This is a genomic window from Streptomyces sp. NPDC059788 (assembly GCF_042732265.1).
GTDB lineage: Bacteria > Actinomycetota > Actinomycetes > Streptomycetales > Streptomycetaceae > Streptomyces.
Window position 1 is genome coordinate 148771 of record NZ_JBHWHY010000008.1, and the last position, 20007, is coordinate 168777.

Here is a 20007-nt window from a genome sequence, read left to right on the forward strand (position 1 = left end):
CCTCGCCCCCCAGCCCGCACATCTCCCCTCATCCGAGCCCACCTCCCGCACCCTCACCGCGCCCCACAAGCCCGCCGTCCGCCTCCCCGCCCCGCGGCAGCACCCGCTCCCAGAAAGCCGCGCCGAAGTGCCGCAGCGGGCCTCGGGCGTTCGCCCCGGGAGGCGCGCCCCGGGCCAGGGCGTCCGGGAGGCCGGGCTCCCAGGCCAGCTCTCCGGCCAGCGGGAGGCCCAGCAAACGGGCGATCTCTTCGGGTGCCAGCTCCGCGGCCCGGCCGGTACCCGCGCCGGGGCCGGTGCGCGTCACCACCCGTACGTCCGGCAGGACCGTACGGACGAGTCCCGCCACGCGGCGGGCCGCCGCGACCGCCCTCAGCTCGGCGGGGACGACCAGCAGCCCGACGTCGATCTGCGCGAGGGCTTCCACGACCGCCTCGTCCAGCCGCCGGGGCAGGTCCACCACCACGGCGCCGCCCCGTCTGCGCGCCGCCGCCATGACCGCGCGCATCGCCTGCGGCGGGATCGCCACCGCGTCACCGCGGTCCCAGCTCAGTACGCGCAGGGAGTGCAGCCGGGGCAGCGACTCCTCCAGGGCACCGCCGCCCACCCGGCCGCGCGACTCGGCGAAGGCGGGCCAGCGCAGCCCCTCCTCCTTCTCGCCGCCCAGCAGTACGTCCAGGCCGCCGCCCAGCGGGTCCGCGTCGACCAAAATGGTTCGTCTGCGGTCGCGGGCCGCCGTCACGGCCAGGGCGCACGCGAGAGTGCTCGCGCCGGCGCCGCCGCTGCCACCGATCACCCCCACCGTCACGGCCGCCGGCCCGACGCCCTCCACCGCGTCCGCGATCCGGTCGGCGAGCCAGCTCTCGCCGCCGGGGAGCACCAGCACCCGTTCCGCCCCGACGGCGACGGCCAGCCGCCACAGCTGCCGGTCGTCCGCGCCCCGGGCGACGAGCACCACCCCGTCCCTGCGGCCCGCGCCGCACAGCCAGGGCGCGCTGTCGGCACCGACGATCACCAGGGGCGCCGACGCCCAGCCCGGGCCCCGGCCCCGGGCGGCGCCGTGGGCCACTTCGGGCGTCGCCCCGGCCGCCGCGCACAGTCTCAGAAGGTCGTCGAGGAGGTCGTCGTCCTCGGTGATGATCAGTGGTCCGCCGCGCCCTTCGGCGGGCCTCGGCGATTGATCGGAAGCCATACGTCCGGCCACGTTCCGTCCCCCTATCGCTACACAACTCACACATCCGCGAACTCGCGGAGTTTCACCGTGCAGCGATCCGGAAAATCCCGTGGATCTTGGTCCAAAACTGTGGACAACTCAATGCCTGTGAATATCCCAGTCACCTATACCGGCGACCTTGGGGGCTCCCTTAGCGCAGCGCTACGGCTACCCTGCGTGACGTAGGGCGGATGTCAGCAAGCCGCGCGCGAGCAGCGAAGGGGAAGCGGCCGATCCGCCTCGGACGGCCAAAAACGCGTCCGGACATGCGACGACCCCCGCCGGGGGGGAGAGCGGGGGTCGTCCCCACGGCCGACTCGGGGGGGGAGGAGTCGGGCCGGGTTAGCACGGTCGCGAACGATCCGTGACTTCCATGGTGTACCCGAGAGCCTTCTCAGGCAAACCCACGCGCCACACCTTACGCCGAATGGTGGGCGCCTATGCTCGCCTCGTGGAAAACCACTCCGTGCCCCACTCGGCGACTCACTCGACACCCCGCACAGCGGCGTTCTTCGACCTGGACAAGACAGTCATTGCTAAGTCGAGCACGCTGACCTTCAGCAAGTCGTTCTACCAAGGCGGCCTGATCAATCGCCGGGCCGTACTGCGCACCGCCTACGCCCAGTTCGTCTTTCTCGCCGGCGGCGCCGACCACGACCAGATGGAGCGGATGCGCGCCTACCTGTCGGCGCTCTGCCGGGGCTGGGACGTGGCCCAGGTCCGGGAGATCATCGCGGAGACCCTGCACGAGCTGATCGACCCGCTCATCTACGACGAGGCCGCCTCGCTCATCGAGGAGCACCACACCGCGGGCCGCGACGTCGTGATCGTCTCCACCTCGGGCGCCGAGGTCGTCGAGCCGATCGGCCGGCTGCTCGGCGCCGACCGCGTGGTGGCCACCCGTATGGTCGTCGGCGCGGACGGCCGCTTCACCGGCGAGGTGGAGTACTACGCCTACGGCCCGACCAAGGCGCAGGCGGTACGGGACCTCGCCGCCTCCGAGGGCTACGACCTGGCGCGCTGCTACGCCTACAGCGACTCGGCGACCGACGTGCCGATGCTCGAAGCGGTCGGCCACCCGTACGCCGTCAATCCGGACCGCGCGCTGCGGCGCGAGGCCACGAGCCGGGGCTGGCCGGTCCTGTCCTTCACCCGGCCCGTCCAGCTCAAGCAGCGGCTGCCGTCCCTGGCGATGCCGTCGCGTCCGGTGCTCGGCGCGCTGGCCGCCGTGGGCGCGGCCGCCGCGACCGCGGGCCTGGTCTGGTACGCGAGCCGGCGGCGCCCGGTTTTTGCCCGTATCACCCGAGTTTGAAGCGAAAAGTAAAGAACTGTGGTGAGGGGTTCCGCTTCCCTCGCGCCAGGAGTACAAAGGACGTAACGGCCCGCGAGACCGAGGACATCCGAGAGGAAGACCTTCTACGCAGCAAGGCCCCACGGACCGAAGCACGGAAACCGGGCACCCACGCGACGCCGACCCGTCGATTACGGGCCAGCCGCACCAGGTAACGGACCAAGTTCTCCGACCTGATCGGCACATACGGAGCGCGCTTTGGTAACCCGGTCGACGTGCCAGCGGCGGTACCGGAAGGACTGGGTACCGCCGCAACCCTTTGTTCGGGGCGTCCGCAAGGCGCGCTCGGGCCCGCAGGCGCGAAACGGCGCCCGGGAAGCCGTCTCAGCCCCTCACGCCGCTCCGCGCTGCATCGCCTCGCACACCGCCGTGCTCTCCCGCGCCCCCAGCTCCACGGACCGGCCGCAGTGCGCGATCCACGCCGCCATGCCCGCCGGGGTGCCGGACACATAGCCCTCCAGCGCCGCCACGTACGCGGCCCGGTCCTGTTCCGCGTGGCCGACCTCCGCCGGGCAGACCGACTTCGGGTCCAGCCCGCCGCCGACCAGCACGATGCGCTCGGCAGCCCGCGCCACCAGCCCGTTGTACGACCCGAAGGGCCGCAGCGCCAGCAGCTCGCCGTGCACCACGGCGGCCACGACCGGAGCCGGCGCCTCGCTGCCCGCCAGCAGCAGCCGCGCCAGCCCGTCCAGCCGCCCGGCCACCTCGTCGGCGTCCGGCAGCGCCAGCTCCACCAGGGGCTCGTCGACCGGCTCGCCCGCCAGCCGCGGCCTGCCGACCGACTCCTGCTGGGCGCCGCCGCCCGCCGCCACCAGGTGCAGCCGCGCCAGCACCCGCAGCGGCGACTGCCGCCACACACTGAGCAGTTGCCCGGCCTCGGCGGTCAGCCGCAGTGCCGCGCCGACCGTCCGCGGCTCGCCCTCGACGCCGAAGTCGGAACGCCGCCGCACCTCCTCCAGCGCCCATTCGGCACCGGCCAGCGCGGCGGAGGCACGCGCCCCGCGCAGCGCCGCCTCGGAGGTGACCTCGTTGCTGCGCCGCCGCATGATCCGGTGCCCGTAGACCCGGTCCACGCTCTTGCGTACGGAGTCCACGGAGTCGGCGACCCCCGGGAGCGAGGCCAGGGTCGCGAGCGGATCGGCTGTCGTACTCATGGGTACGACCCTACGCACCCCGCCCACCGCAAGGCCCTGCCCCTCGAAGGAGTGGTCTTCTTCACCCGAACCTCTCACCCAAGGCAACTCCGCGATTACCCTTCGTGAACATGAAGATCGCGTTCGTGGGGAAGGGCGGTAGTGGAAAGACCACGCTGTCCTCCCTGTTCATCCGCCACCTCGCCGCCGCCCGCGTCCCCGTGATCGCGGTGGACGCCGACATCAACCAGCACCTGGCCACCGCTCTCGGTATGGACGAGACGGAGGCCGCCGCCCTGCCGGCGCTCGGCGCCCGGCTGCCGCTGGTCAAGGACTATCTGCGCGGCACCAATCCGCGTATCGCCTCCGCCGAGACGATGATCAAGACGACGCCGCCCGGCGACGGCTCCCGGCTGCTGCGGGTCGTCGAGGACAATCCGGTGTACGCGGCGTGCGCCCGGCCCGTGCCCCTGGAGGGCGAAACGGTGCGCCTGATGACGACCGGCCCGTTCGCCGAGTCCGACCTGGGGGTGGCCTGCTACCACTCCAAGGTCGGCGCGGTCGAGCTGTGTCTGAACCACCTCGTGGACGGCCGCGAGGAGTACGTCGTCGTCGACATGACGGCCGGTTCTGACTCCTTCGCCTCCGGGATGTTCACCCGCTTCGACCTGACCTTCCTGGTCGCCGAGCCGACCCGTAAGGGCATCGCGGTCTACCGCCAGTACAAGGACTACGCGCGCGACTACGGCATCGCCCTCAAGGTCGTCGGCAACAAGGTGCAGGGCCCGGACGACGTCGCCTTCCTGGCCGACGAGGTGGGCGAGGACCTGCTGCTGACGGTGGGGGACTCCGCGTGGGTACGGGCCATGGAGAAGGGCCGCCCGCGCCGCTTCGACCTGCTGGAGGCCGACAACCGGCAGGCCCTGAAGGAGCTGCACGCCGCGGCCGACGAAACGTACGAGCAGCGCGACTGGGAGCGCTACACCCGCCAGATGGTGCACTTCCACCTGAAGAACGCGGAGAGCTGGGCGAACGCGAAGACGGGCGCCGACCTGGCGGCCCAGGTCGACCCCGCCTTCGTCCTCGCCGAGCCCGCGGGGGCCCCGCAGCCCGCCTGACGCGCGACCGGGCGGCAAGGGCCCGGCGGCACCGGGCTGGAGCACGGCCAGAGGCCCTGAGGGCCGCCGCCCCGGCAACCCGGCCCCGGAGCCCCGGCGTGCGGCCCTCAGGCGCGCCTCCCCGCTACTCCGCGTCCCTCCGTACCGGCTTGGCCGGGCTGGCCGAGCCGGCGGGCCCGTCCGGTGCGCCGGGCTTCGCGGAGGGCGCGGTCAGGTAGTTCCCCCAGCCGCCCTTCGGTGCCCCGCCCACCGGCAGCCCGCGCAGCTTCTCCACCACCTGCGGGTCCTGCGCGTCGAGCCAGTCGGCCAGCTGCTTGAAGCTCACGCAGCGCACGCCCTTACGGGGGCAGATGGTCTTGATGGAGTCCTCGACGGCGCGCATGTACGTGCCGCCGTTCCAGGACTCGAAGTGGTTGCCGACGAAGAGCGGCGCCCGGTTGCCCTTCTCCGCACGGTCGAACGCGGCGACGAGACCATCCCGCATCTGCTTGCCCCAGGTGGCGTGCATCGCCGGGTCGCCCTTGGTCGTACCGGACTGGTTGGCGAGGAAGTTGTAGTCCATCGAGAGCGTCTCGAAGGCCCGGCCGGGGACCGGGATCTGCTGGAGGGGGAAGTCCCAGACGCCGTCGATCTGCCGGGGCCACAGCTGCCGGCCGCCGACGGAGCTGGAGTCGTAGCGGAAGCCCATCGCCTTGGCGGCAGGGATCAGGTTGCGCTGCCCTTCGAGGCAGGGGGCGCGGCCGCCGACGAGTTCCTTGCTGTAGTCGAACGGCAGCGGCTTCTCGGTCTTCAGGCCGGTGTGCGTCTTCCAGGTCTTGACGAACGTCTCGGCCTGCTGGATCTCGCTCTTCCACTCCTCCGGCGACCAGGTGCCCACGCCGCCGTCGGCACCGCAGAAGTGGCCGTTGAAGTGCGTGCCGATCTCGTTGCCGTCCATCCAGGCGCCGCGGATCTGCTCCACGGTGTCCCGTACGCCCTTGACGTCGTTGAAGCCGATGTCGGAGGCGCCGGGGGTGTGCTTGGGCGGATGGTAGGCCTCTTTCCTGTTGCCCGGGAGCAGATAGACGCCGCTGAGGAAGTACGTCATCCGGGCGTCGTACTTCTTGCCGACCGCCCGGAAGTGGGAGAACAGCTTCTGGCTGTCCTCGCCGGCGCCGTCCCAGGAGAACACCACGAACTGCGGCGGCCGCTCGCCCGGCCGGAGGCGCTCGGCCCTCGGCTGCATCGGCTGGGCCCCGGTGTACGCGGTCGAGCCGTCGCCGATGAGCTTGACCTGCCGGGCGGTGCGCTGCGGCGCCGCCTGCCCCCCTTGGGCGCCGTTCGGTCCGGCCCCGTCGTCCCCGGCGCAGCCGGCGACCGCCGCCAGCGCCATCGTCGTGACCAATCCGGCCGAGACCCTCGATGCGGCTGCCATCAGCCACCTCACTCCCTGAGCTGCGAACTGCGGAACGGAGAATTCGAAAAAACTGATTAACCGTTTTTAAGCTCGCATAAGCCATGAAGTGGGGTGAAAAGGACAAGCGACTCGTCGCCACATTCACTCAAAAGACGGAATGATTGAGCCGAATGCCCGAAAAGGCTCCTCTGTACCTTTACGCGTTATTACGCTTCGTTTACCGATGCTTGAGAGTCACCGATCAGTCACCAAACGTGACCCCGGTCGGCCGGCTCGCGTCCCGCCGCAGTACACCGCCGCCCACGATCGCGCCCCGCGCGACCGCGCCGCCCCGGAGGAGACGGGAATGTCGCAGCTGGAGAAACCGCCGGGCCCGCCGGTATCGCCAGGCCCCCCGCAGCAGCCCCTGCCGTCCAACGGCAGCGGCGGACAGGCCGCCGCCTGGCGCGGCGACCTGTCCGCCTCGCTCGTCGTCTTCCTGATCGCCGTACCGCTCTCGCTCGGCCTCGCCCTGGCCACCGGCGCGCCCCTCCAGGCGGGCCTGGTCGCCGCGGCCGTCGGCGGCATCGTGGCCGGGCTGCTCGGCGGCGCGCCCCTCCAGGTCAGCGGAGCGGCGACGAGTCTGCTCGTGGTCACGGCGGAGCTGGTGCAGCGGTACGGATGGCGGGCCACCTGCGCCGTCACGGTCCTCGCAGGCGTCGCCCAACTGGTCCTCGGGGCCGTACGGGTGGCCCGGGGCGCGCTCGCGATCAGCCCCGCGATCGTGCACGCCATGCTCGCGGGCATCGGCGTCACGATCGCCGTCGGGCAGCTGCACGTGGCGCTCGGCGGCAGCCCCGACAGCTCGGCGGTCGACAACGTCGCCGCACTGCCCGGCCAGTTGGCGCACCCGCACGTCGCCGCCCTGCTCATCGGCGCCGTCACGGTCGCGGTGCTCGTCGGCTGGCGGCGGCTGCCCGGCCGGGTCGGCCGGCTGCTGCGGACGGTACCGGCGCCGCTGGCCGCCGTGGCCGCCGCCACGGCCGTGAGCGCGGCCGTCCCGGTGCCCCGCGTATCGCTGCCCGACTGGGCGCCACCGGCCCTGCCCGCCCTCCCGGACGGGCCGGTTCTGGCGCTCGCCGCGGCCGTCCTGACCGTCACCCTCGTCGCCGGCATGGAGTCGCTGCTGTCGGCGGTCGCCGTCGACCGCCTCGCCGCCGACCACCTGGCGCCCGCACCCGCGCCCCGTACGAACCTGAACCGCGAGCTGGCGGGCCAGGGCGTCGCCAACGTGGTGTCCGGCCTCCTGGGCGGCCTCCCAGTGGCCGGCGGCGCGATGCGCGGCTCGGCGAACGTACGGGCGGGCGCCGCCACCCGGCGCGCCACCGTGCTGCACGGCGCATGGGTGGTGCTCTGCGCCGGCCTGCTCGCCAGCACCCTGGAGCTGATCCCGCTGGCCGCACTCGCCGCGCTGGTCATGGTCGTCGGCGTACGGATGGTGAGCTTCGCGCACATCCGGCACGTGCAGCGGCACCGCGAGTTCCCGGTCTACGCGGCCACCTTGGGCGGCGTGGTCCTCTTCGGCGTCCTCCAGGGCGTGGCCCTCGGCATCGGGGTCACGGTCTTCCTGTCGCTGCGCCGGCTGACCCACACCCGGGTCACGGTCGCCGCCGAGAACGGCCGCCACCGGGTGCGTGTCAACGGCCAGTTGACCTTCCTCGCGGTGCCGCGGCTGACCCGGGCCCTCGCCCAGGTGCCCGCCGGTGCCGACACGGTCGTCGAGCTGGGCGGCTCGTTCATGGACCACGCCGCGTACGAGGCCCTGCGGGTCTGGTCCGACGCGCACCGTGCGGGCGGCGGCTGGGTGAGCCTCGGCGGGCGCGCCGGACGCCCGATCGCGGAGCCCGCGAGCGCCCACCACTGCCGGCCGTGGACCCCGTGGCGCAACCACCACTGCACCCGCCCGCCCCAGGGGGCCGCGGCGGCGCCGCGGTCCAGCGGCAGCCAACTGCTGGGCGGGGTGACCGCGTTCCAGCGTCACACGGCACCGCTCGTACGGGACGAGCTGGCGCGGCTGGCCCTCGAAGGCCAGCGGCCCACCCAGCTCTTTCTGACGTGCGCCGACTCCCGCCTGGTCACCAGCATGATCACCGCAAGCGGGCCGGGCGACCTGTTCACCGTCCGCAACGTCGGCAATCTGATGCCGCCGCCCGGCACCGACCACACCTGCGACTCGGTGGGCGCGGCCATCGAGTACGCGGTCGAGGTGCTGAAGGTCGGCTCGCTGACCGTCTGCGGGCATTCGGGGTGCGGCGCGATGCAGGCGCTGCTCGGCTCGGACCACGAGCCGGGCGCGCAGACCCCGCTCGCGCGCTGGCTGCGGCACGGCCGTCCGAGCCTGGCCCGTATGCAGCGGATCGGCCGTCTGGGCCGGGGCGAGGTGGCACTCGCCGACCGCCCGGTGGCCGACGACGTGGAACGGCTCGCCCTCGTCAACGTCGTCCAGCAGCTCGACCACCTGATGTCGTACCCCTGCGTGGCCCACCGCGTCGCCGAGGGCGCCCTCACCCTGCACGGCATGTACTTCCACGTGGCCGAGGCGCAGGCGTATGTACTCGACCGGACGACGGGACGATTCGGCGCGGTGCGCCCCGAGGCGGCGGTCACGTCGTAGCGGGACCGATGGCCGGAGCGCGCACATATTTGGAACTTCCAATAATTGGACATTCCAAGTACTGTGCGGCCATGGACGACGCACGCCTCAACGAAGAGCTGATCGACTCCCTGTTCGCCATCCGCACCCAGGTGCACGCCGAGTTGCGGGACCTGGCGCGCGAGGTCGGGCTGACGGACACGCAGACCGACGTGCTGTGGCGGCTGAGCCGGGAGCAGGAGATGACCGCACGCCGGCTGGCCGACCGGCTGCAGTGCGACGCGTCGACGGCCACGTCGATGATCGACCGGCTGGAGAAACGCGGCCTGGTACGCCGAGTGCCGCACCCCACCGACCGCCGGGCGAAGGTCATCCAGCTCACCGACGAGGGGTGCGCGCTGCGCGACCGCGTCATCCGGCACAGCGCCGGCCACTCGCCCTTCGCCCGCCTCGACCGCGCAAGCAGGCTGCGCCTGCACGCACTGCTGCGCGAGGTGACCGACGGGACCGAGACGACCGAGGCCCCCGCCGGCGAGGACGACCACGGCGAGGGCCGGCGATGAGTACCGCGGCAACCACCGTGATCACCGGCGGCAGCTCGGGGCTGGGCCTGGTGACGGCACGTCACCTCGTCGAGGCCGGGCAGAGAGTCGTCCTCGTCGGCCGGGACGCCGCGCGCACCGCCGCAGCGGCCGACAGCCTGCGCGGCCTCGCCCCCGACAGCCGGGATGCCCCCAGGACATACGCCGCCGACCTGGAGCAGTGGTCGCAGGTCCGCGACCTGGCGGAGAGGCTCGCTTCGGACGCCGTCTCCGTAGACGTACTCATCAACAACGCCGGGGCCGCGTTCCCTCGCTACGAGCAGACCGCGGACGGCGCCGAGCGGACCTACGCCCTCAACCACCACGCGCCGTTCCTGCTCACGCACGCCCTCCTGGCCGACGGAGCGCTCGCCCCCAACGCCAGGATCATCAACTTGTCGACGTACGTGGAGAAGCGCGGCAAACTCGACACCAGCGATCCCGACGTCGCCGGCAGGTCGTGGAACAGCCGCTTCTACCACCAGATCAACGTCTACGCGACCAGCAAACTCGTCAGCCTCCTGGCCACCCGGGAACTCGCGCGGCGCCTGCCCGACGGCATGAGCGCCTACAACGCCGATCCCGGGATGGTGAAGGGCACCGCCATCAACCGCAACGCCGGCGGGCTGATGCGGCTGACCGCCCCGCTGTTCAAGCCGTTCGCCATCTCCCCGGACGCCGGCGTGCAGACTCCTGTCCGGCTGGCCACGGCCTCCCCCGCACCGCGGCCCAGCGGCGGCTTCTTCAGCAAGTCCGAGCCGGACACCCCCTCCCGCCTGGCCCAGGACGACGAACTCGCCCACACGGTCTACGAGAAGACCGCCCGCCTACTGGGGATCGAGCCGCTGCGGCAGTAGGCCTCCCCTCTCAAGCCCGTTCAAATCCCCTCAAGTCGCACTGCTCCGGACCCCGAAGGCAACCAGCCCGGCCCCCGCCAGACGGCTCATCCCGCGCCGGAACCGGGGCGTGTCGATCGCCGTGCGCGCGGCGGCGATCACAGACGTCCAGAACAGCAGCCACACGACGACGACGGCCACATGCACGACCGCGAGCGCCCCGATCTGTAGCGCGACGGGGCGGTCGGACGTGAGGAACTGCGGTACGAGGGTGAGGTAGACCGAGGCCGCCTTCGGATTGAGGACGTTGGACCACAGGCCCTGCCCGAAACCGCCGAGCCTGGCCCACGGCAGGCGCGCTCGCGTCCGTACCTCGGCATCGGCGCCGCGACGCGCCGAGCGCCACGTGGTGACGCCCAGCCAGACGAGATAGACGCCGCCCAGGAGCTTCACCGCCGTCAGCGCCTGCGCCGACGACATGACCAGTGCCGACAGGCCCACCGCCGCGAACATCGCGTGGCACAGGAGCCCGAACGCCGAGCCGAAGGTGACGAGTATGCCGTCGGTGCGCGAGCCGGCGATGACTCGCTGCGTGACAAGGGTGAAGCTGGTGCCGGGAATCAAGGTGAGGGGGATGACCGCGGCCGCGAAGCCGAGTATCTGCTGCCACTGCACACGACAAGCCTAGGCAACAGGACCGCGCGATGCCGCGTGGACGGCCTTCGCCGGACGTGCCGCTTTCCGTGGCGCGTCCATGGGTCCCGCCTCGGACCCCTGACGGGACCGTGCCCCGCCGTCAGCCCGAGGCCCCTTCTTCACCCCCCTCCAAGCCCCCGTAAACCCGCCCGTAAATAGCACTTGACCTGCACATCAATAAAGGTCTACACCAATTTTTGACGGCAACCCTTGTCAGGGCGGGTGGTGGGCTGATGAGCTATGGCCCGGGACACATCGCACGCCCTGGGATTGGGAGATGACGTGAGCAACGAAAGCCTGGCCAACCTTTTGAAGGAGGAGCGGCGGTTCGCGCCGCCCGCCGATCTGGCCGCGAACGCCAACGTCACCGCAGCGGCGTACGAACAGGCCACGGCGGACCGGCTGGGCTTCTGGGCCACCCAGGCCAAGCGTCTGACCTGGGCGACCGAGCCCACCGAGACACTCGACTGGTCCAACCCGCCGTTCGCCAAGTGGTTCGCCGACGGCAAGCTCAACGTCGCGTACAACTGCGTGGACCGCCACGTGGAGAACGGACTCGGCGACCGCGTCGCCATCCACTTCGAGGGCGAGCCGGGCGACGCCCGCTCCATCACCTACGCCGAGCTGCAGCGCGAGGTCTCCCAGGCCGCCAACGCGCTGACCGAGCTGGGTGTCGAGGCCGGCGACCGGGTCGCGATCTACCTGCCGATGATTCCCGAGGCCGTCATCGCCATGCTGGCCTGCGCCCGCCTGGGCGCGCCGCACTCGGTCGTCTTCGGCGGCTTCTCCGCCGACGCGCTGGCGACCCGTATCAACGACGCCGACGCCCGCGTGGTGATCACCGCGGACGGCGGCTACCGCCGCGGCAAGCCCTCCGCCCTCAAGCCCGCCGTCGACGAGGCGCTGACCAGGCCCGGTACGGAGAACGTGCGCAGCGTCCTGGTCGTACGCCGTACGGGCCAGGAGGACGTGGCCTGGACCGAGGGCCGCGACGTGTGGTGGCACGAGGTCGTCGGGCGGCAGAGCGAGACCCACATCCCGCAGGCGTTCGACGCCGAGCACCCGCTGTTCATCCTCTACACCTCCGGCACCACCGGTAAGCCCAAGGGCATCCTGCACACCACCGGCGGCTACCTCACCCAGGTGGCGTACACCCACCACGCCGTCTTCGACCTCAAGCCGGAGACCGACGTCTACTGGTGCACCGCCGACGTCGGCTGGGTGACCGGCCACTCGTACATCACCTACGGCCCGCTGGCCAACGGCGCGACCGAGGTCCTCTACGAGGGCACGCCGGACACGCCGCACCAGGGCCGCTGGTGGGAGATCGTGCAGAAGTACGGCGTGACGATCCTCTACACCGCGCCCACCGCGATCCGCGCCTGCATGAAGTGGGGCGACGACATCCCCGCGAAGTTCGACCTGTCCTCGCTGCGGGTCCTCGGTTCGGTGGGCGAGCCCATCAACCCGGAGGCGTGGATGTGGTACCGCAAGCACATCGGCGCCGACCTGGCCCCGATCGTCGACACCTGGTGGCAGACGGAGACCGGCGGCATGATGCTCAGCCCGCTGCCCGGTGTCACGGAGACCAAGCCCGGCTCGGCGCAGCGCCCGCTGCCCGGCATCGCGGCCACCGTCGTGGACGACGAGGCCCACGAGGTGCCGAACGGTGGCGGCGGCTATCTGGTCCTGACCGAGCCGTGGCCGTCCATGCTGCGGACGATCTGGGGCGACGACCAGCGCTACCTGGACACGTACTGGTCCCGCTTCCAGGACAAGTACTTCGCGGGCGACGGCGCGAAGAAGGACGAGGACGGCGACATCTGGCTGCTCGGCCGGGTGGACGACGTGATGCTGGTGTCCGGCCACAACATCTCCACCACCGAGGTCGAGTCCGCGCTGGTCTCGCACCCGAAGGTCGCCGAGGCCGCGGTCGTCGGCGCGACCGACCCGCAGACGACCCAGTCGATCTGCGCCTTCGTCATCCTGCGCGGCACCGCGGCGGAGGACGAGGGCCTGGTGGAGGAGCTGCGGGCGCACGTCGGCAAGCAGCTGGGCCCGATCGCCAAGCCCAAGCGTGTGCTGCCGGTGGCCGAGCTGCCGAAGACCCGTTCCGGCAAGATCATGCGCCGGCTGCTGCGCGATGTCGCCGAGAACCGCGACCTGGGCGACGTCTCGACGCTGACGGACTCCGGCGTCATGGACCTCATCCAGGCCAAGCTGCCCGCCGCGGCCAGCGAGGACTGACCGGGCGGTCGCGGTCGGCACCGCGCGTTCGAACGCACGTGCCGATGAGTGACCAGCACCGCGAGGGGCACCCGTCCGCAGACCGGCCGGGTGCCCTTCGCCTGTTCCGGGCGCCCCGCACTCCTCGCCGGGCGGCCGATCGCACCATATGCCCGTAAGGTGAAGATCGCCGGAATGTTCCCTTCGTAGCCCAGGTACAGTAGGGATCGCGTCAAGAACGCGACAAATACCAAAGGTGCGCCGGGAAGTCTGGTCGGCAACTGCAACAGCCGTATCCAGCTGCCGAAACACCGGAGGTCTTCGCGTGAGCGCGCCCCACAACCGCCGATCCATATTCCTCGGGCGGATGTCCCTTCCCGAGCGGAACTTCATCGCGGATGCCCTGCGCGCCGAGACCGTCGGCGGCGTCCTCCTGCTGATCGCCGCAGTCGTGGCCCTCGTCTGGGCCAACACCCTGGGTGCAAGCTACGAGTCCGTACGGGGCTTCCACCTCGGCATCGGCTCCATCGGCCTGGACCTGTCCGTCCAGCACTGGGCGGCCGACGGCCTGCTCGCCGTCTTCTTCTTCGTCGCCGGCATCGAACTCAAGCGTGAGCTGGTCGCGGGCGACCTGCGCGAGCCCAAGAAGGCCGCGCTCCCGGTGATCGCCGCGCTCTGCGGCATGGTGATGCCCGCGCTGGTCTACTTCGTGGTCAACACCGTCGGCGGCGGCTCGACCGACGGCTGGGCGGTGCCGACCGCCACCGACATCGCCTTCGCGCTGGCCGTCCTCGCCGTCATCGGCACCTCGCTGCCGTCCGCGCTGCGCGCCTTCCTGCTCACCCTCGCCGTCGTCGACGACCTCTTCGCGATCCTGATCATCGCGGTCTTCTTCACCTCGCAGCTCAACTTCCTGGCACTCGGCTTCGCCGTCGCCGGCCTCGTCGTCTTCTACCTGCTGCTGCGCAAGGGCGTACGCGGCTGGTACATCTACGTACCGCTCGCCCTGGTCATCTGGGGCCTGATGTACAACAGCGGCGTGCACGCCACGATCGCGGGCGTCGCCATGGGCCTGATGCTGCGCTGCCACCGCCGCGACGGCGAGGAGCAGTCGCCCGGTGAGCACATCGAGCACTTGGTGCGGCCCGTCTCGGCCGGTCTCGCGGTGCCGCTGTTCGCCCTCTTCTCGGCGGGGGTGTCGGTCTCCGGCAGCGCGCTGCACGACGTCTTCACCAAGCCGGAGACGCTGGGCGTCGTGCTCGGCCTGGTCGTCGGCAAGGCCGTCGGCATCTTCGGCGGTACGTGGTGCGCGGCCCGCTTCACCAAGGCGGAGCTGAACCCCGACCTGAAGTGGCCGGACCTCTTCGCCGTCGCCTCGCTCGCCGGCATCGGCTTCACGGTCTCCCTGCTCATCGGCGAACTGGCCTTCACCGACGACCCGCTGCTGACCGACGAGATCAAGGCCGCCGTGCTGATGGGCTCGCTGATCGCCGCGGTGCTGTCCGGAATCCTGCTGAAGATACGTAACGCCAAGTACCGCGGACTCTGCGAGGACGAGGACCGCGACGAGGACCAGGACGGCATCCCGGACGTGTACGAACTGGGCAATCCGGAGTACCACCTGCGGATGGCGAAGATCCTCGAAGCGAAGGCCGCGGAACACCGCCGCCTTGCCGAAGTGGCCTCCGGCGCCGACGCCGGGGACGATGGTCCGGCATGATCTGAGAGGCTTTGCATCCGGGAGAAGACAAGAGGGAGACGTCGATGAGCACAGCCGACGACGGCGCGGACCGCAGCCTCGGGCAGCTGGTGGCCACGGCCACCGCCGAGATGTCCGCGCTGGTGCACGACGAAATCGCACTGGCCAAGGCCGAGCTGCGGCAGGACGCCAAGCGGGCCGGCATCGGCAGTGCCGCGTTCCTCGTGGCCGGCGCGCTGGCGCTCTTCGCGCTGCCCGTACTGAGCTTCGCGGCCGCCTACGGCATCCACAACCTCGGCCTCGGCCTCGCCTGGTCCTTCCTGATCGTCGGCGGTGCCTTCCTGGTCGTCGCCCTGCTGCTGGTCCTGGTGGCGGTCAGCAAGATCAAGAAGATCAAGAAGCCGGAGAAGACCATCACTTCGGCCAAGGAGACGGCCGCCGTACTGCAGAACGTCAAGCCGCATCCGCGCGCGGTTCCCGAGGACCACCCGGTCCTGGAGTCTGTGACACGCTCCTCCGTATGACGGCTCCCGACAGTTCCGACTCGGTCGTACGTCCCGACGGGCCCTGGACCCATCGGGACGTGGCGGCCAACGGCGCCCGTTTCCACATCACCGAGATGGGTGACGGGCCGCTGGTGCTGTTGCTGCACGGCTTCCCGCAGTTCTGGTGGACGTGGCGCCATCAGCTCCCGGCGCTCGCCGGCGCGGGGTTCCGGGCGGTGGCGATGGACCTGCGGGGCGTGGGCGGCAGCGACCGCACGCCCCGCGGCTACGACCCGGCCAACCTCGCCCTGGACATCACGGGCGTCGTACGGTCCCTCGGCGAGCCGGACGCCGCCATCGTCGGGCACGACCTCGGCGGCTACCTGGCGTGGACCGCCGCGGTGATGCGGCCCAAGCTCGTACGGCGGCTGGCGGTGTCCTCCATGCCGCACCCGCGGCGCTGGCGCGCGGCCATGCTCGCCGACTTCAAGCAGAGCCGGCAGAGCTCCTACGTCTGGAACTTCCAGCGGCCGTGGCTGCCCGAACGCCGGCTGGTGGCGGACGACGCCGCCCTGGTGGGGCGGCTGATCCGGGACTGGTCCGGGCCGCGGCTGCCCGAGGACGAGGACGTCGAGGTCTACCGGCGGGCGATGAGCATCCCCTCGACCGCGCACTGCGCGATCGAGCCGTACCGCTGGATGGTGCGGTCGATGGCCCGGCCGGACGGCATCCAGTTCAACCGGCGCATGAAGTGGCCCGTACGAGTGCCGACGCTGCATCTGCACGGCTCGCTCGACCCGGTGATGCGCACCCGCAGCGCGGCCGGCTCCGGCGAGTACGTGGAGGCCCCGTACCGCTGGCGGCTCTTCGACGGGCTCGGGCACTTCCCGCACGAGGAGGACCCGGTGGCGTTCTCCGCCGAGCTGATCAACTGGCTGAAGGACCCGGAGCCGGACCGGTAGGGCCGAAGGCGGTGGTTCGGGGCCGGTGATCGCGGGGCGGAAGCCACCGTTCCAGGCCGCCGGACGCAGGGCGGAAGCCATCGTTCCAGGTCGGTGGCCATGGGGCGGGAGCGCCCGGCGGGGCGACACGCCGAACTGATCCGAACGCACGTATGACGAACAGCCAATTGCCGCCCGCATAGGCCAATTGACGGCCCGCCGGGCGGTTACGGAAGCCGGGGCACGGGCAGAGTCGTGGGTATGGGCTGGACGCACGACTACCGTGACGTGGCACGCAACCGCCGCAGCAGCGCCGCTGCAGTGGGCACTCAGGAGAGGGGTTCCTCGGACCTTGTGTCCGGTGGGTCCCCCGACCTCGCCCACCCGCTGGGCATTCCGCGCATCCTGCGCCGCCGGGCGCGCTGGATGACCGCGCGCCTGAAGCATCCACGGACCTGACCCCCGCCGGAGCCCCGGGCCGGGGCGCGGGCGTCCGGCTCCCCGCCCGGCCCCGTCCGGCCCGGTGACCCGTCACATCGCGCACCCCTGGCTGTCCACCGGCCGCTGGGCCGTCCGCCCCTTGGTGACGTCCTCGCGGATCTCGGCGGCGGTCAGCGCGTAGCCGGTGTTGGTGTCGTCCAGGGACTTGGCGAAGATCACTCCGTACACCTCGCCGTTCGGCGTGAGCAGCGGGCCGCCGGAGTTGCCCTGCCGGACCGTGGCGTACAGGGAGTAGACATCACGGCGGACCGTGCCGCGGTGGTAGATGTCCGGCCCCGAGGGCTGGATACGGCTGCGGATGCGGGCCGCGCGGACGTCGTAGCCGCCGTTCTCCGGGAAGCCGGCGACGATGGCGCCCTTGCCGCTGTCCGCGTCGTCCGGTGCGAAGCGCAGCGCGGGCGCGGACAGTGACGGCACGTCGAGCACCGCGATGTCGCGCTCCCAGTCGTACAGGACGACGTTCGCGTCGTACGTGCGGCCTTCGCCGCCCACCTGGACGGTCGGTTCCCTGACGCCGCCGACCACGTGCGCGTTGGTCATGACCCGGTGCGGCGCGAAGACGAAGCCGCTGCCTTCGAGGACCTTGCCGCAGCTCGGGGCCGTACCGACTATCTTCACGATGCTCTTGCGCGCCTGGGCCGCGACCGGGCTCCTGGCCAGCTCGGGGTCGGGGGCCGGCACCGCGTGGATCGGCTCGTTCGAGAACGGCGTGAAGACCTGCGGGAAGCCGTTCTGCGCGAGGACCGAGGAGAAGTCCTTGAACCAGTTGCTCGCCTCCTGCGGCATCACCTGGGAGACGCCGAGCAGCACCTTGGAGTTGCGGACCTCCTTGCCGAGCGTCGGCAGCGAGGTGCGGGCCAGCATGGAGCCGATGAGCCAGGCGACCAACAGCATCGCCAGGACGTTGACCAGCGCGCCGCCGGTGGCGTCCAGGGCGCGCGCCGGCGACCAGGTGATGTAGCGGCGCAGCTTGTTGCCCAGATGGGTGGTCAGCGCCTGCCCCACCGAGGCGCACACGATCACGATGGCGACCGCCGCGATCGTGGCGAAGGTGCCCGGTGTGGCGTCGTCGGTGATCTCGTTCCAGATCACGGGCAGCAGGTAGACCGCGACCAGGCCGCCTCCGAGGAAGCCGATCACGGACAGGATGCCGACGACGAAACCCTGGCGGTAGCCGACGACGGCGAACCACACGGCCGCGAGCAGCAACACGATGTCCAGCACGTTCACGCCCGCCACCGTCTCACGCGCGCCGGTCGAGCGGGACCTGCTTGGCACGGTCCCACGGCAGCTCCCACCCCGCGTAATGCAGGATTCGGTCAATCACCCCGGCGGTGAAACCCCAGACCAGGGCGTCCTCGACGAGGAAGGCGGGGCCCACGTGGCCGCTGGGGTGGCGGGCGGTCACCCGGTGGGCGGGGTCCGTGAGATCCGCCACGGCAACCGTGAAGACCCGCGCGGTCTCCGCCTCGTCCACCGCGCCCACCGGGCTCGGCTCGCGCCACCAGCCCAGGACGGGCGTGACGACGAAGCCGCTCACGGGGATGTACAGCCGCGGCAGCACGCCGAACACCTGGACACCGGACGGGTCCAGGCCGGTCTCCTCCCACGCCTCGCGCAGCGCGGCGCGCACCGGGCCCTCCCCCTCCGGGTCGCCGTCCTCGGGGTCGAGGGCGCCGCCGGGGAACGAGGGCTGCCCGGCGTGCGAGCGCAGGGTGCCCGCGCGCTCCATGAGCAGCAGCTCCGGGCCGCGGTCGCCGTGCCCGAAGAGGATCAGTACGGCGGACTGCCGGCCGCCGCTCTCGGGCGGCAGGAACCGGCTGAGCTGGTGGGGCTCGATCGTGGCGGCGGCGCGGGAGACCGGCGCCAGCCACCGCGGCAGGCCGTCGGTGCGGACGGCCGCCTCGTACGCCACGGTCGTCTTCCCGTACTGCTCCCGTGCGCTCGTCATACGCGCCCCCTCAGGCCCTTGAATCGGTGCGATCGATGGTCATGCGACGGTGTCCGGTCCTATTCGGGCTGAGTCCGATTCCGGCCGGTGCGGTTCCGCTTCGGGGTGTGACGGTTTTGTCCCAGTCGGGGCGGCGGTGGCGGAACGGACGCCGGAAGGCCGGTACCGGACGGGCCGGACACAGGTGCGGGGCGCGCCCGCGGGCCGGGCACGGGGCGCGCTCAACGGCCCGCCAGCGGGGGCGCGGGCTGTCCCGGGTAGTCGGCCGGGGGCCGCAGCCGCTGGCCCGGCTGGCCGCCCATCTCGTACTTGAGCAGCTTCTTCGCCTTCTCCGGGTCCAGCTCGCCCTCGCCGTACGAAGGGCAGTCGTGCGCGATGGGGCAGGCGCCGCAGGCGGGCTTGCGGGAGTGGCAGATCCGGCGGCCATGAAAAACGACGCGGTGCGAGAGCATCGTCCACTCGCTCTTGGGGAAGATCTCGGCGATCTCCGCCTCGACCTTCTCCGGGTCCTGCTGCTCGGTCCAGCCGAAGCGCCGGACCAGCCGGCCGAAGTGGGTGTCGACCGTGATGCCCGGTACGCCGTAGGCGTTGCCCAGGACGACGTTGGCGGTCTTGCGCCCGACGCCGGGGAGGGTGACCAGGTCCTCCAGGCGGCCGGGCACCTCGCCGTCGAAACGGTCCCGCAGCGCCGTCGAGAGGCCCAGCAGCGACTTCGCCTTGGCCCGGAAGAAGCCGGTCGGCCGGATCAGCTCCTCCAGCCGCTCGGGCTCGGCGGCGGCCATGTCCTCCGGGGTGGGATAGGCGGCGAACAGGGCCGGGGTGGTCTGGTTGACCCGCAGGTCGGTGGTCTGCGCGGACAGGACCGTGGCGACGAGCAGCTCGAAGGAGTCGCGGAAGTCCAGCTCGGGGTGGGCGTACGGATACACCTCGGCCAGCTCGCGGTTCATCCGGCGGGCGCGGCGCACCATGGCCGTACGGGATTCGGCCTTGGCGGGACGCGCGGCGGACGCCGACGGGGCGGCGGCCTTCTTCGCGGCGGGCTTGGTGGCGGTCTTCTTGGTCGCCGTGGCCTTGGCGGGGGCCTTCGCGGCGGCGGTCTTCTTGGCGGGGGCCTTCTTGGCCGTCGCGGTCTTCTTGGCCGTGGCCGTCTTCTTCGCCGTGGCGGTCTTCGCCACAGAGGTCCCGGTTGCGGCCGCGGTGGCGGACTTCTTCCGCGCCGTCGCCTTCCGCGGCTTTTCCTCGGATTTCACC

16 protein-coding genes are annotated in these 20007 nt (G+C 71.7%); 9 read left to right on the top strand and 7 right to left on the bottom strand.

Translation table 11 applies throughout. From position 1 onward, the window contains the following. Positions 1–28: 28 nt before the first annotated feature. Positions 29–1189 carry a septum site-determining protein Ssd gene (gene ssd / locus ACFV57_RS09770; protein WP_385227923.1) on the bottom strand — a complete coding sequence of 387 codons (1161 nt, stop codon included), beginning with the start codon at positions 1187–1189 and terminating at the stop codon, positions 29–31. A gap of 448 nt (positions 1190–1637) precedes the next feature. Here ssd and ACFV57_RS09775 point away from each other — a divergent pair, with 448 nt between their 5' ends. Then, entirely contained in the window at positions 1638–2522 is an 885-nt protein-coding gene (locus tag ACFV57_RS09775) for an HAD family hydrolase (protein WP_385227926.1), read from the top strand. 371 nt (positions 2523–2893) lie between these two features. Here ACFV57_RS09775 and ACFV57_RS09780 read toward each other — a convergent pair whose 3' ends face one another. Further along, entirely contained in the window at positions 2894–3715 is an 822-nt protein-coding gene (locus ACFV57_RS09780) for an oxidoreductase (RefSeq protein ID WP_385227929.1), read from the bottom strand. Positions 3716–3825: 110 nt separating this feature from the next. Between ACFV57_RS09780 and ACFV57_RS09785 the strand changes: the two genes are divergently transcribed. Beyond that, entirely contained in the window at positions 3826–4812 is a 987-nt protein-coding gene (locus tag ACFV57_RS09785; protein WP_385227932.1) for an ATP-binding protein, read from the top strand. A gap of 124 nt (positions 4813–4936) precedes the next feature. On the opposite strand, the gene ACFV57_RS09790 is transcribed toward ACFV57_RS09785, so the two are convergent. Beyond that, on the bottom strand, positions 4937–6226 hold the full coding sequence (locus ACFV57_RS09790; protein WP_385227935.1) for a hypothetical protein: 1290 nt from the start codon (positions 6224–6226) through the stop codon (positions 4937–4939). Between the two features lie 328 nt (positions 6227–6554). Between ACFV57_RS09790 and ACFV57_RS09795 the strand changes: the two genes are divergently transcribed. The 3 genes from ACFV57_RS09795 to ACFV57_RS09805 all read left to right on the top strand — a co-directional run bounded on the left by ACFV57_RS09795 (position 6555) and on the right by ACFV57_RS09805 (position 10278). Beyond that, positions 6555–8861: a bifunctional SulP family inorganic anion transporter/carbonic anhydrase gene (locus ACFV57_RS09795; RefSeq protein WP_385227938.1), complete on the top strand. Its 2307-nt coding sequence runs from the start codon at positions 6555–6557 to the stop codon at positions 8859–8861. A gap of 71 nt (positions 8862–8932) precedes the next feature. After that, positions 8933–9403, top strand: coding sequence for a MarR family winged helix-turn-helix transcriptional regulator (locus tag ACFV57_RS09800; RefSeq protein WP_385227941.1), 471 nt, complete (start codon positions 8933–8935; stop codon positions 9401–9403). Next, positions 9400–10278: an SDR family NAD(P)-dependent oxidoreductase gene (locus ACFV57_RS09805; protein ID WP_385227944.1), complete on the top strand. Its 879-nt coding sequence runs from the start codon at positions 9400–9402 to the stop codon at positions 10276–10278. The genes ACFV57_RS09800 and ACFV57_RS09805 overlap by 4 nt, the downstream gene beginning before the upstream one ends. A 30-nt stretch (positions 10279–10308) precedes the next feature. Here the strand turns inward: ACFV57_RS09805 and ACFV57_RS09810 are convergent, their stop codons facing one another. Continuing rightward, positions 10309–10932, bottom strand: a complete 624-nt coding sequence (locus tag ACFV57_RS09810; protein WP_385227947.1) for a LysE family translocator — start codon at positions 10930–10932, stop codon at positions 10309–10311. 303 nt (positions 10933–11235) lie between these two features. Here ACFV57_RS09810 and acs point away from each other — a divergent pair, with 303 nt between their 5' ends. From acs to ACFV57_RS09830, 4 genes are all read left to right on the top strand, one after another. Next, positions 11236–13200 (top strand): acetate--CoA ligase, encoded by a 1965-nt coding sequence (gene acs, locus ACFV57_RS09815; RefSeq protein ID WP_385227950.1) that lies wholly within the window; start codon positions 11236–11238, stop codon positions 13198–13200. 346 nt (positions 13201–13546) lie between these two features. Next, a complete protein-coding gene (gene nhaA, locus ACFV57_RS09820) occupies positions 13547–14899 on the top strand; it encodes a Na+/H+ antiporter NhaA (RefSeq protein ID WP_385227953.1) in 1353 nt (450 codons plus the stop codon). Positions 14900–14943: 44 nt separating this feature from the next. Next, positions 14944–15402, top strand: coding sequence for a phage holin family protein (locus tag ACFV57_RS09825; protein WP_385227956.1), 459 nt, complete (start codon positions 14944–14946; stop codon positions 15400–15402). After that, positions 15399–16325, top strand: coding sequence for an alpha/beta fold hydrolase (locus ACFV57_RS09830; RefSeq protein WP_385227959.1), 927 nt, complete (start codon positions 15399–15401; stop codon positions 16323–16325). Before ACFV57_RS09825 ends, ACFV57_RS09830 begins: the two co-directional genes overlap by 4 nt. A 510-nt stretch (positions 16326–16835) precedes the next feature. On the opposite strand, the gene ACFV57_RS09835 is transcribed toward ACFV57_RS09830, so the two are convergent. From ACFV57_RS09835 to nth, 3 genes are all read right to left on the bottom strand, one after another. Further along, positions 16836–18035 (bottom strand): MarP family serine protease, encoded by a 1200-nt coding sequence (locus ACFV57_RS09835; protein WP_385228063.1) that lies wholly within the window; start codon positions 18033–18035, stop codon positions 16836–16838. Positions 18036–18048: 13 nt separating this feature from the next. Then, a complete protein-coding gene (locus ACFV57_RS09840) occupies positions 18049–18756 on the bottom strand; it encodes an NUDIX hydrolase (protein WP_385227962.1) in 708 nt (235 codons plus the stop codon). A gap of 221 nt (positions 18757–18977) precedes the next feature. Continuing rightward, complete coding sequence (gene nth, locus ACFV57_RS09845) at positions 18978–20006, bottom strand: endonuclease III (RefSeq protein WP_385228066.1); 1029 nt, start codon at positions 20004–20006, stop codon at positions 18978–18980. Position 20007 lies beyond the last annotated feature (1 nt).